Consider the following 12,510-nt stretch of genomic DNA (forward strand, 5'->3'; position numbering starts at 1 on the left):
AGGTGCAGAGAATGGGCTAAGATGTGTATAGTTCTGCGTAAATAAGAAAGCAGTGATTCTGTATAGGAAGGCATCTCTTGGGGGATGCTTTTCTTTTATGTTTTTATCGGGAGGGGTGTAACTTCCTGCTTTCGGATACGGATAATATAATAAAGCGGAAGCAGGGCATCGCTTTCGATTGCACAGGCAGTCTGGGCGAAAAACGGATGTCAGAAAAGAGGGAGGAGGGCGGGAAAGGTGGAGCAGCGCAGCCTGCAGGAAAAATCAGATAATGAACTGATGGAACTGGCATGCCGGGACAACAGGGAAGCCTTTGAGGCTTTGGGCCGTGCTGGGACTGGGGATATTGGCGGCCATGCTCCAGGGACTCCGGGAGATGCGGCGGGATGTGGGGATGTACTGATGGACGAACCTACTGAGGCGCATAAAAGGACGGGCAGGGATGTTGATGTACAAGGATGCTTCAAAATGGAGCAGATCATTGTTAGCGAGGATTGTGAATGCTTCTGAAATATAGTATAATGGAACCGTAATCCAAGATATTTCCCCGAAAGGAGCCGCCATGAACGCAACAGCCAAACTGCCTATCGGCATTGAGAATTTTGAAGATATCCGCAGAAACGGTTTTTATTATGTAGATAAGACTGCCCTGATAAAGGATCTCTTGGAGGGATGGGGAGGCATAAACCTATTTACGCGTCCCAGGAGGTTCGGCAAATCCCTTAACATGAACATGCTGAAGTACTTTTTCGAATATGGCTGTGACCCGCAGCTCTTTGAGGGGCTTGCCATCAGCGCAGAGCCGCAGCTTTGCCAGGAACACATGGGAAAGTACCCTGTCATCTCCATCACCCTGAAGGATGTAAGCGGCAATGGCTACACCACGGCTCTGGAAATGCTCCGTTCAGTCATCGGGAGGGAAGCCATGCGCTTTCAGTTCCTGCTGGACAGCGAAGCGCTTACTGCCTGGGAAAAAGCATCTTATGAGAAGCTGATTGCAATTGATTCCTCTAATGAACAATGGTTCAGCATGTCCTATGGAGCGCTTGCCTCCAGCCTTCTGACCCTTTGCGAGCTCCTCCATAAGCATTATGGGCAAAAGGCAGTTCTTTTGATTGATGAATACGATGTGCCGTTGGACAAAGCGCAGCATTTCGGCTACTATGACGAGATGGTGAGCCTGATCCGCAGCCTTTTCAGCCAGGCGCTGAGGAGCAACCACAGCCTGGCATTCGCCGTGCTCACAGGGTGCCTGCGCGTATCAATGTCTTCCTGCGGAAGACATTTAGAGAGCATCTTCACCGGGCTGAACAACCTGAAGGTGTATTCCATCACAAATACACAGTCCGACGAAAGGTTCGGCTTTACCCAAAGCGAAATCCAGGCCATGGCGGAAAGATTCCAGTGCACCGACAAGCTTCACCTGATCAAGGAATGGTATGACGGATACCGTTTCGGCCGTGCGCAGGTTATCTGCCCCTGGGATGTGATTAACTATATCGACCAGCTGCGTTCGGAGCCGGACGCGCTCCCCAGGCCCTTCTGGATCAATACCAGCGGGAACGACATCATCCGCAATTTTGTCCGGATGGCAAAGGCGGGCACCAGGAAGGAGCTGGAGCGCCTGATCGACGGGGAGACGATTCCGAAGAAAATCAACCAGGAGCTGACCTACCGCGACCTCTATACCTCCATGGACAATCTCTGGAGCATCCTCTTTACCACTGGCTACCTGACGCAGCGGGGCAGCGAGGACGGGGAGGTATACCAGCTGGCGATACCGAATCGTGAGATACGGAAAATCTTCATTGACCAGATTCTGGAATGGTTCCAGCAGGAGGCCCGCAGGGACACGCCCACGCTGGACGCATTCTGCGATGCGTTCGTGAGAGGGGACGCGGAAGCGGTGGAAAGCCAGTTCAACGCCTACCTCTCCAGGACTATCAGCATCCGGGACACGAATGTGCACAAAAGCAAGAAGGAGAACTTCTACCACGGCATACTCCTTGGTCTCCTGAGCCACCGGGAGGACTGGTACATCCGCTCCAATGTGGAGTCCGGAGACAAAGGCATTCTGGCGAATGCCTGGTACAGCGATATCCTTGTGGAAATCGAGGAAGAGGGCATCGGCATCGTGATAGAGGTGAAGTACCCGGACAGCGGGAAAAAGTCCGCGGACGGTACAGATGCATCCACCAATCGTGCAAAAGGCGGCAATGAAAAATCCCCATATGAAATGATGGAAAAAGGCTGCAGGGAAGCCCTGCAGCAGATAGATACAAAAGGCTATGAGGAAAAGCTCCGCCAGGACGGCCTGGAGACCATTCTGAAATACGGCATTGCCTGTAACAGGAAGAAATGCAGGGTCATGCTAGAAGATTAGAACAGCAATATAGCGAAGGCTTACCAGGGGATGACTTGCGCGGTAGAATGGGGATTGCGGGGGGAGAAAGCCATGAATAAACCAAGCTATAGAGAGGAGTTATTTAAAGAATTTTCCTTTGGATAAGTACAGGGTCCATTGCCCTGGGACTATAGGGAGGAAGGCGCATGCCGCATTTAGATGGAACAGATGCATGTACTTTGACCAGAAGTGAAAGCAGAATGCCCCAATCTGCTGCTTCAGTTCACGGAATGTACATTCAATCCGTTATACGAACTTTCGCATAACGGATTGAAGTATCCTACTATGAAAGCAAGACATTCTGGTCACTGGAAGAATACCGCATGCGGAGCCGCAGTGGCATTGAGCGCCTGATCAACCTGGAGTGCATGGCATATAACGCCATGACGCTGCTCCCATACAGTGATGAAGCCTTTTCATACTACCAGTTTGCCAGCGCACAGGAGACGCGTTTCGGTATTGGACAACAGATTCAGGCCAGCATAATATTCAGCAGTTTCGTGGGAAAACTCGAAACTGTAATAAAATCATGCTCCCTAATCAAAATCATTGAGGGCTATATATTGTCAGGCTTTAAAAATATTCAAAAGTTGTAAACTGGTGTTATAGAAAAAGAGGAAATGAATTAGTTTTTGATAAGTCAAAGGCAGAATATGGTGGAATGAACAATAATAGTATATATTATAATCAAGATATGGGCGGATTTCATAGTAGGATCGATACAAAAGAAATTGGTAAAGTAACAAATGGAGTGTGCTATCTTTTAGAGAGAAATGACAATCATGCAATTATTCTGTTTTCTGAATATGATGACCAGAAAATTGAAAAACTTTAGTTAGAGATCCAAAAAAAATTTAAGAGGAAAAAGTAGTAAGTAAAGTAATATGGTTTAGAGATGGAGAAGGCGTTTTGGAAGAAACCGTTCTATAATATCAATGAAATTAGATATTCAAATGATGGAAAGCGATAGTAATTCCTATGAATATTGCCTATAATGGAAACAAGAGCGGAGGTGCAAGGATGGAGGCATTGAGAAAAGAAGATATTTATACATTAGAAGATATTTATGCTTTACCAGATGGAGAACGGGCTGAATTAATTGATGGGAAAATATACTATATGGCTCCACCAAACACAAGACATCAGAGATTGGTTTCTGATTTGCATTATCAGATAAAAGACTTTATTAAGCGAAATGATGGTGAGTGCGAGGTGTTCCCTGCTCCGTTTGCTGTATTCTTGAATGAAAATGATAAAAACTATGTGGAGCCTGATATTTCTGTTATTTGTGATAAGAATAAAATTACGGATAAAGGCTGCAATGGTGCACCTGACTGGGCTATTGAGATTGTTTCACCAAGCAGTAGACAGATGGATTATTATAAGAAGTTGTTTAAGTATCGGACAGCAGGAGTTAGAGAATATTGGGTTGTAGATTCTGAAAGAGAACTTGTGACAGTATATAATTTTGAAAAAGACAGTATGGAAGAATTCTCTTTTGATAAAGACATACCAGTGGGAATCTATGAAGGTCTTTCACTAAAAATAGAATAGATTTTAAATATCGATATAGTGGTTAAGGAAAGCATTTGGAAAATAGGGAGGTAGTGTAAAAAAGTTTGTGTCTTTGGTAAAAAATGACTCCTTTTTGGTAAGAATCAAGATATGAAAATTCTTATCGAAAAGGAGTATTTTTATGCCGGTAGCAAAGGAACAGATTCGACAGATTATTGCAGACAGCAACTTAAACAGCGTGGCAGATGTCTACACCCTCCTGAGAGATGGATTCAAAGATATCCTCCAGGAACTCATGGAGGCAGAGCTTGACGCGACACTGGGCTATGAGAAGAACAACAAAGGGAATGTGGAGACTTCAAATAAGCGCAATGGCCACTCCCCCAAGAACCTCAAGAGCCAGTACGGCGGGTTCCGGATCGATGTGCCCCGGGACAGGAACGGTGAATTCGAGCCGAAGCTCATCCCCAAATACCAGAGGGACATCTCCGGAATCGAAGAAAAAGTCATCCCGCTCTACGGCAGGGGGATGAGCACCAGGGACATCCATGACCAGCTGCAGGACCTCTATGGGATAGAGATGTCTGCAGAGATGGTCAGCAAAATCACGGACAAGATACTGCCGGAAATCCGGGAATGGCAGTCAAGGCCCCTGAACCCGGTCTATCCATTCGTGTTCATGGACTGCATCCACTACAAGGTCAGGGAAGACGGGCGGATACTCAGCCGTGCGGCCTATGTGGTGCTGGGCGTCACGACGGAAGGGTACAAGGAGATCCTCAGCATCACGGTAGGCGCCAACGAGAGCTCGAAGTTCTGGCTGGGGATGCTGAACGACCTGAAGAACCGGGGAGTGCAGGATGTGCTGTTCTTCTGCGTGGACGGGCTCCCTGGGTTCAAGGAGGCGATTGGCGCCGTGTTCCCCCAGTCCGAAATCCAGAGGTGCGTCATCCACATGCTGCGCAACTCGTTCAAGTATGTGAACTACAGTGACCTGAAGAAGTCCGCGTCTGATTTCAAGGCGGTATACAATGCCCCGAATGAAAAAACCGGGCTGGAAGCACTGTCGGATGTCAGGGAAAAATGGGGATCCCTACGCAGTCAGCAACTGGGAAAACAACTGGGAAGATGTAAGCCCTTTCTTCCAGTTCCCAGACGAAGTACGCCGTATCATGTACACGACCAATATAATCGAGGGGCTGAACCGCCAGTACAGGAAAGCCGCCAAGACAAAGAGCGTGTTCCCCAGCGACAGCTCCCTGGAAAAGATGCTCTATCTGGCCAGCCTGAATGTGGCGAAGAAGTGGACACAGAGATACCGGAACTGGAACCAGGTGCTGAACCAGCTGACAGTCCTCTATGGGGAACGGCTGACCCAGCATCTGTAAAATAGAAGCTCCGCATCATATAGAAGCTCCGCATCATATAGAAGCTCCGCATCATATAGAAGCTCCGCATCATATAGAAGCTTCGCATCATTAGGAAAGTCTGGGGCAGCGCACCCTGAAAGGAATGCTGCTGTCCCCATCCTTATTCCAGAGGCCGGGTGTGGGCAGAGCCCACGAAAAGAAGCAGCCGGGATGTTTTATTTTGGTGCAAAAAATTAGAAAAATCTGTATAAAGGCGTGCAGATTGGTAATACTAAGATTGCGTTTTATTAGGAAAACACACTGTCAAAAGGATTTTATGCTTTGGCGGGGGTCAGCCCGCCTCGGCGGTGTCAGTGGTGTTGATTTCAATGTACTCGGCAATCCGGCGGAACTCGTCCGCAAACTTAAAGTGAACGCTGATATTGCCGTTTTCGTAAACCTTGATATGGTCTACCAGCTCAATCAGAATTTCGCGGGTCAGCTTTTCGATGTTCTGATATTTTGCAAAAGCTACCAGCGCGGGATGCTGCTGGTCAACGCCATTTGAGAGCTCTTTCCGTTCAGCCGTCAGCCGGGCCAGCAAATCCGAGAGCCCAGCGGCTGCCGTTCATAATCGGCTTTCATTTCCCGGTATTCCTGCTGGGTGATTTCCCCGTCTTTCCAGTCTTGATACAGTGACTGCTTATAGCGGGTGATTTTCGTCAATTCCTTTTCCTTTGCGGCTATCTGGTCATTAAGGCGGTGGGATTGACTTTTTTTCAGCGGGGCCGCATTGATACGGGTTACTATTTCCGAATAAGAAACGGCGGTGCTCACTTGATACTGGATAGCGAACAGGACGGCGGCCTCTAAACGGTTGTGCTTGATAGAGTGCATGGTGCAGGCCGTCCGGGAGCGGTTCTTGTAGGTGGAGCAGGCATAATATACATTTTTCCCGCTCTGGCTCCGGGTGACGGATTTCCCACAGTCCGCACATTTCAGAAAGCCGCTGAACAAATGGAGCTCCCGGCCCTTTGGGGTTGTCCGGGTATCGCGGAGCAGGAGGGCCTGCACCCGGTCAAAGGTTTCGTGGGTGATGATGGCCTCGTGGGTATCGGGGACGCGCACCCATTCTTCCTCCGGCACAGCCTCGATCTGGTGTACCTTGTAGCTTTTCACCCGGCGGCGGCCCTGCACCAAGTCCCCTGTATAAATGGGGTTTTTCAGAATGTCATTGACAATCTTGTTTCCCCACATGGGATTGTCGGCCACGGCGGGGGAATAGGGCAGGCCCTTTTCTATCCGGTAGGCCGTGGGGCTGGGTATGCCGTGTTCGTTCAGATAAAGCACTATCGCGTGTTTGGTGGTTCCTTGCAGGCACAGCTCGTAAATCTTCTTGACGATTTCAGCGGCTTCCGGGTCAACGATTAGCTGGTGCTTGTCTTTGGGGTCTTTTATGTAGCCGTAGGGAGCAAAAGGGCCGATGTACTGGCCGTTGCGCCGCTTGTAATCGAAAACCTGCCGGATTTTCTTTGAGGTCTGATAACAATACTGGTCATTCATCACGTTTGTTATCGGAACGATGATGCTGTTCACGCTGTCCGGGTTTAGGTAGCTATCCACGCCCTCGGCCAAGCTGATAAAGCGGACGCCCATCTGCACAAAAAGGTTATCAATCAGACTTCCAGCATCGCTATAATTCCGGGCGAAACGGGAAAGGTCTTTCACCACAACGCAGTTGATTTTCCCGCTCATCACATCCCCTAAAAGTCGCTGGAAACTTTCGCGCTCCGTATCGGTTCCCGTGTGGCCGTCATCCACATACTCGGTGTAGCTTTCAAATTCTTCCGCATGGTTGAAGTGAAAATCATTGAGAATGTCGCGCTGGTTTTTCACGCTGTTGCTATCGTCAAGCCCCCGGTTGATTTTCTGTAAATCCTCTCGGGAAAGCCGGATGTAGCCGCCCATTTTCCAGAGCCGGGCCGTATAGGTAGGGGTCAAAGTTTGCTGATACCCTCTGTTTTTTGTTCGTGCCATTGTTCCTCCTTCCCTATCACATTACACTTATATTATACCTCTGCCCGGGGCAATCAACAAGGATGTCGATGCCTCGGGACATTTTGTCTCGAAGTGGGAGCAGGCCGCAACAGCAGTTACAGCCCGCTCTTTTGCCGGATAAGAAAGGCCGCCAACGTCTCCTGGAGGGAGGGACCGCCCTCGGCAAACTCGATTTTCACGCCCACGCCGCCCACGCTAAAGCAGTAGGGATTGACGGCCCGTTTTACGAACCGGGCCAGCCGCTCCTCCCGGGGGAGGGTGCGGTCAAAGGCCATACCGCTCACGTCAGCCAGCGCATCCGCGCTCACCGCGCCGATGTCCACGTTTTTCATTTGTTCCAGCTCTTGTGCGGTCAGTTTCACGGCAAAACCTCCTTTTGCGTTTTTGGTTGGTGGGGAAACGCGAAAAGGCAGCACTCCGAAAAGTGCCGCCCTTTAGCCTGTCCTCACCTTGGGACAATTTGTCTCGAACTTGTTTGAAATGGGGAGCGCCGGGCCCGTATGTTTGGCCCGTCAAAAGACAGCGAGTAGCGGCCCGGCGTTCCCTTGTTTTGTGCGGCGGCCCCAAGTGGCAAGCAGCCAGCTTGTCCCTCGCGGATCGTGGCCGTGGGGCTGGCAGGCTCCCCACTCGCGGCGGTGGTGTTGGTCGCTCGTCCTCCCGTGGGAGAAGTCATAGCGCACCCGCCGCCCGGCTCCCCGTGTTCACCCGGGGCCGCCCGCTATTCAGTTGTGGAGAAGAAAAAACTTCCTCTCATATACCACCAGAAAAATGGAGCAAATGGAGACGGCAATCACGGATTTTTTCTCAAATATTTTTTCATCTGTGCGATGCCGCTGAGAACGGAGCGCCGCACCGCGCTCTTATCCACGCCCTCGGCCTGGGCAATCTCCCGGTAGGTCATGCCGAGGATAAAGTGAGCGTCCACCCGGCGGCCCTGGATCTCCGGCAGGCTGTTCAGCGCGTTCCAGAGACGGCAGAACCGCTCCTTGAACTCCAGAACCTCGTCCGGGGTGAGCTCGTGCAGGCAGGCGGAATACTCGATGCCGTCATCCGCGTCCAAGGAATAGTACGCCTTGTTGTAGCGGGCCCGCTCGGTATAGGCCGCCTCATAGCGGACGCTGGCCCGGAGCGCCTCGGCCACATCGTCGGAAACCTCAATATATTCGTCCTGGGTGTACCAGTAGTAAAAGTCGCGCAAGTTGATGATAGTCATTGTATGTACCTCCATATCGTTTTTTGTGGTCGGGTTGCGGGGAAACGATATGGAGGGCGGCGGGGAGCGGCACCCTGGGGAGCTGCTCCGTACCTCGGGACACTTTGTCTCGAAGTGCAGATAACAAAAAGCGCCTGCGCGACACAAAGCCACGCAAGCGCATGAAATGACAAATTCATTTATGTACTGTCAAATTTCGCATCCACCGCCGGACTGATCCTGCTGGGCGGGTGGGCTTTTTTTGACAGGTTAGGGTGGAAAAGAGAACAGGACACGGCGATACCTCCTGGTAACCGCCGTCGCTATGATAAGAAACGGCGGTTCGTTATGAACCGCCGTTGAAATGAATTTGAGCGCACAAAACCAACTGTCTCAATGGCGGTTTTTTTATTTACCGCCGCCGGACAGTTGCATTCGCCTAATAAAACTGACTTAGGTTGTACTTGTCCGCTTTTTGAAAGCAATAGTTCCAGAGATGCCAGCGGCAACACTGGCCACCACATGACTGACCAGAACCGCAACCCAAATTCCATTTAGTCCAAAGCCAAGATAGGAAAGTAAGTAGGCCAGGGGCATCCGAACCACAATGTAATAAAAAATCATCAGGAACATACTCTTTGAAGGTTTTCCCATACCGTTAAGGGCACCAAGATAGCAGTTTGTAACCGTATTCAGAATGTACCCGACACTGACAATCAGAAAATAAGTTCCGACAATAGCCGCCACAGCATCGCTCTTGACGAATAGGCCGGAAAGCTGTTTTGAAAACCCGACCACCAAAACAGAAAGAATTACAAGCAGACCACAGCCGTACCCCAATGCACACTTCAAATAATCTTTGGCCCGGTCATAACGTGCGCCGCCGACACATTGTCCGATAATGGTAGTTAAGACCATGTTCAATGCCATCGCCGGATAAAACAGGATGGTTTCCAGTTTTCCTGTTACCCCATAAGCCGCTATTGCAGTGACGCTATATGTACTAACAAGTGCAGTAAGGAAAGTCGTGCTGATGGCCGGAATACTCTGCTGAATAACCGAGGGAATTGCTTTTTGAATGAGTGGCAATACATCATTTTTATCAAACGCAGAGATTTTGAATGCAAGCAATTTCTTCTTTTTCAGATAAATCAACATGAACGCCAGACAGATCACTTGAGAAAGCAAGGTAGCAATCGCCGCACCGTGAAATCCGATGAAGTGGATAAAAATAGGATCGAGGATCGCGTTCAAAATTGTTGACACCAGCATGGCTACGGCTTGAAACATAGAATTGCCAAAGCTCCTCAAAACAGCGGTGAAATAAAGATAGAGGTAGACCGCCAAATATCCGAGGATATAGATCGCCAAGTAGCTGTATGCCATATCATAGGTTTCAGCCGGGGTGTTCAGAGCTTTCAAAACTCCCGGAAGAAAAGCCTCAAGCAGAATAGTTACAAGGAGGGAGAAAACTACTGCCACGCAGAACGATGTGGAAATCAAACTCTCTGTTTTTTCCTTGTTCTTTGCGCCAATCGCCTGAGAGATCAAAATTGATACACCATTAGTTGCCCCCATCGCAACAGAGGTTAAGATCAGAATGATAGGAGTGGAATTTGTCAAGGCGGCATAAGCCGTTTCTCCGAGCAAATTTCCGATCCACAGGCTGTCTACAAGGTTATACATCATATTGAGGAACATGGCGGCAATCATCGGAAGCGCCATCGCCATAAGGCAACGCTTCGTATTCCCGCCTATAAAATCAATTTTTGTTGGCATGATAAAAACTTCCTTTCTTTATTGAATGAATAACATTCATAAATAAGCTATAATGTAGGGCTACCAGAGCGGTAGCCAATTACCATATTAGTGGGAACAATCTCCACGAACGGAAACAATAATTCTTAAATTCTTCTCCAAAGCGTTCATATAATGCTTTTTCTTCCACCTTAATTCTTATTCCATAACAGATCGCCAAAATGAGCAAGACCAATAGCGGAGAAAAAACAGAGCGAAAGCAAAAGGCATTTCCGAGCATACTTAACATTGTTCCGGCATAAGCAGGATTTCTAATATATCGGTAAACGCCAGTTGTGACTAACCGTTGATTGCCGCCCGTTTTGACGGAAAGTGTGAAAGAATATCTTAGGCTCCAGACAGCAACAGCGCGCAGAGTTGTACCTACAAGAATAAAAGCTATACCCACATAGTAAAAAATATGGGGTAAAAGTATTTCTCCGGCTATCTGTATAAACTGTTGGCTTCTGAAATAGGTGCTGAAATAAAAACTCCCCCAACACCCCAGCATTACAATCAGAATTGTTCCATAATCATTGTTTTTCTTGTCCGGCCTTTTCAGCCAACCTTTGAAATTGTAAATCCATATACCAAGCTCTACTAACATCATGTAGCTTATGGCATAAATGAAAGTGTAATACTCATTTATGCTTGTAAAGCGTGATGGGTCATCCATTGTACGCCTCCATTGTTGAATGAAAACTATTCATTGTTTGCTTCTTGAAAATCCCCCGCCCCAAAGCGGGGGACTGTTTCAAAGATGAAGTGCAAATATAAGAAATTCACGAATCCTTTTCGACTTATCTTCTTGTGTCAGATCGTCTGCCAGCAGGATACCAAGCTGTCCATATACGCAGAACATCGCAGCGGCCTGAATATCGTCAAACTGGATTTCGCCTTTTTGCCGAGCTCGTAGCAATAATTTTTCTACAAGCGGAACCAGTTTCTCGCACACTTTGAGAGAAAGTTGATCGTGGAATTTCTTGTTTTCTGCGCCGTGAAAAACTGAATAATATTTTGTGTCCTGTTCTTCCATCGTGGCAGGCATATCTTCAATAATCTGCCGCAAGGTCTTGTGATCGTCCTTTTCAGCGCCTGCAAATTGCTCCACCAGGACATCTGCATATTGTTCAATCGCACTATCAAACAGCGCCTCTTTAGACGGAAAGTAGCGATAGCATAGACCTTGTGCCACGCCGATTGCTTTTGCTATATCTGTAATCGAGGTTTTTTCATAACCATTTTCCCCGAACAATTTGAGCGCAGTATCCAAAATCTCTTGCTTGCGTACTTCCGGCTCCTTTGTGATCCGCATAGGTTGAGCCTCCTTTCTTTCTATGATAGCACGCCCACTCTAAAAAATCAATGAGTGAATATCAATCATTTTTCGCCCATAGCTATACACGCCGTATTACCAATCTGTTCCCATGATACATTATGAAAATATGCAGAGAGCATGGAAACAAGCTCTGCTTCGGAGTAAATTTTCACATCGCCCTCCTTGCTATGGCGCATATAAAAGTTCATAATAATGCGTCCTACAAATGGTTGCCAACAATCTCCCATCAGGAAAGTGCCGCCTGGCTTCAATACTCGGTTTACTTCTCTTAATACATTTTGCGGTGCAGGATAATGATGAAAAGAGTCGTTGCAGTACACAACATCAAAGGCGTTGTCAGGGAAAGGAAGTGCCTCGCTGTCCCCCAACAATAGTTTGACTTGTTCCGGGAGTTTCGATTTTGCAACAGCGAGCATCTCCTCTGATAAATCAATGCCGTACAATTCTTTATGGATGTCTTTCTGCAAAATGAGCTTTAGCATTTCTCCAGTCCCGCATCCCAAATCAAGGGCAGATTGAAACGGAATGTATGACAGCTTTTCCAGCAGGACGGGATAAAGAGAGCGGGCGTGCTGGCCTTTAATATCTTTATCATAGGTGGCGGCCTGCTGATTAAATGCAGATTTCGAGTTTTCTTTTATGGTGTTCATGGCTTGACCTCCTTTCCATCAATTAGTATAGCACTCTTTTTTGAAATGTCAATGAATAATGTTCATTCACATGAAAATAATTAGTCAGTTACATGAAATATATACTCGTTCAAATAATAACACCTGAAACAATGTCATTAAGTTAGCACCAGCAGCATAAGGCATACTGCGGGAAAGATGGCGAAAAAGGATGCCCGGCTTCCACA

General features: G+C 48.1%; 10 protein-coding genes and 2 pseudogenes. 5 read left to right on the plus strand and 7 right to left on the minus strand.

Going from position 1 to position 12,510, the window contains the following annotated elements; all coding sequences use genetic code 11:
- The first annotated feature begins 237 nt into the window (after positions 1-237).
- The 5 genes and pseudogenes from NFS35_RS18120 to NFS35_RS18140 all read left to right on the plus strand — a co-directional run bounded on the left by NFS35_RS18120 (position 238) and on the right by NFS35_RS18140 (position 5,307).
- On the plus strand, positions 238-510 hold the full coding sequence (locus tag NFS35_RS18120) for a hypothetical protein (RefSeq protein WP_251208516.1): 273 nt from the start codon (positions 238-240) through the stop codon (positions 508-510).
- A 52-nt stretch (positions 511-562) separates the two neighbouring features.
- Positions 563-2,383, plus strand: a complete 1,821-nt coding sequence (locus NFS35_RS18125) for an AAA family ATPase (RefSeq protein ID WP_251208517.1) — start codon at positions 563-565, stop codon at positions 2,381-2,383.
- A gap of 344 nt (positions 2,384-2,727) precedes the next feature.
- On the plus strand, positions 2,728-3,000 hold the full coding sequence (locus NFS35_RS18130; RefSeq protein WP_251208518.1) for a hypothetical protein: 273 nt from the start codon (positions 2,728-2,730) through the stop codon (positions 2,998-3,000).
- A gap of 424 nt (positions 3,001-3,424) precedes the next feature.
- Positions 3,425-3,958: a Uma2 family endonuclease gene (locus NFS35_RS18135; RefSeq protein ID WP_251208519.1), complete on the plus strand. Its 534-nt coding sequence runs from the start codon at positions 3,425-3,427 to the stop codon at positions 3,956-3,958.
- A gap of 142 nt (positions 3,959-4,100) precedes the next feature.
- A pseudogene (locus tag NFS35_RS18140) lies at positions 4,101-5,307 on the plus strand (IS256 family transposase).
- Positions 5,308-5,620: 313 nt separating this feature from the next.
- On the opposite strand, the pseudogene NFS35_RS18145 reads toward NFS35_RS18140, so the two are convergent.
- From NFS35_RS18145 to NFS35_RS18175, 7 genes and pseudogenes are all read right to left on the minus strand, one after another.
- Positions 5,621-7,305 (minus strand): annotated as a pseudogene (locus NFS35_RS18145) (recombinase family protein).
- A 116-nt stretch (positions 7,306-7,421) separates the two neighbouring features.
- The gene (locus tag NFS35_RS18150; RefSeq protein ID WP_120485209.1) at positions 7,422-7,688 is read right to left on the minus strand and encodes a DUF6870 family protein; all 267 of its coding nucleotides are present in this window, start codon (positions 7,686-7,688) and stop codon (positions 7,422-7,424) included.
- 428 nt (positions 7,689-8,116) lie between these two features.
- Positions 8,117-8,539, minus strand: coding sequence for a sigma factor-like helix-turn-helix DNA-binding protein (locus tag NFS35_RS18155; RefSeq protein WP_251208520.1), 423 nt, complete (start codon positions 8,537-8,539; stop codon positions 8,117-8,119).
- 432 nt (positions 8,540-8,971) lie between these two features.
- Entirely contained in the window at positions 8,972-10,297 is a 1,326-nt protein-coding gene (locus NFS35_RS18160) for an MATE family efflux transporter (protein WP_251208521.1), read from the minus strand.
- A 79-nt stretch (positions 10,298-10,376) separates the two neighbouring features.
- On the minus strand, positions 10,377-10,991 hold the full coding sequence (locus tag NFS35_RS18165; protein WP_251208522.1) for a methyltransferase family protein: 615 nt from the start codon (positions 10,989-10,991) through the stop codon (positions 10,377-10,379).
- Positions 10,992-11,069: 78 nt separating this feature from the next.
- Positions 11,070-11,630, minus strand: a complete 561-nt coding sequence (locus tag NFS35_RS18170; protein WP_251208523.1) for a TetR/AcrR family transcriptional regulator — start codon at positions 11,628-11,630, stop codon at positions 11,070-11,072.
- 65 nt (positions 11,631-11,695) lie between these two features.
- Positions 11,696-12,304 (minus strand): class I SAM-dependent methyltransferase, encoded by a 609-nt coding sequence (locus tag NFS35_RS18175; protein ID WP_251208524.1) that lies wholly within the window; start codon positions 12,302-12,304, stop codon positions 11,696-11,698.
- Between the last annotated feature and the right edge of the window lie 206 nt (positions 12,305-12,510).

It is taken from the genome of Acetatifactor aquisgranensis (assembly GCF_943193215.1).
Taxonomy (GTDB): domain Bacteria; phylum Bacillota; class Clostridia; order Lachnospirales; family Lachnospiraceae; genus Acetatifactor; species Acetatifactor aquisgranensis.

Bases quoted from the DNA above. Each gene is read 5' to 3' on its own strand.
- NFS35_RS18165 (WP_251208522.1), bottom strand. From the start codon at position 10,991: ATGGATGACCCATCACGCTTTACAAGCATAAATGAGTATTACACTTTC.
- NFS35_RS18160 (WP_251208521.1), bottom strand. From the start codon at position 10,297: ATGCCAACAAAAATTGATTTTATAGGCGGGAATACGAAGCGTTGCCTT.
- NFS35_RS18155 (WP_251208520.1), bottom strand. From the start codon at position 8,539: ATGACTATCATCAACTTGCGCGACTTTTACTACTGGTACACCCAGGAC.
- NFS35_RS18125 (WP_251208517.1), top strand. From the start codon at position 563: ATGAACGCAACAGCCAAACTGCCTATCGGCATTGAGAATTTTGAAGAT.
- NFS35_RS18130 (WP_251208518.1), top strand. From the start codon at position 2,728: ATGCGGAGCCGCAGTGGCATTGAGCGCCTGATCAACCTGGAGTGCATG.
- NFS35_RS18135 (WP_251208519.1), top strand. From the start codon at position 3,425: ATGGAGGCATTGAGAAAAGAAGATATTTATACATTAGAAGATATTTAT.
- NFS35_RS18175 (WP_251208524.1), bottom strand. From the start codon at position 12,304: ATGAACACCATAAAAGAAAACTCGAAATCTGCATTTAATCAGCAGGCC.
- NFS35_RS18170 (WP_251208523.1), bottom strand. From the start codon at position 11,630: ATGCGGATCACAAAGGAGCCGGAAGTACGCAAGCAAGAGATTTTGGAT.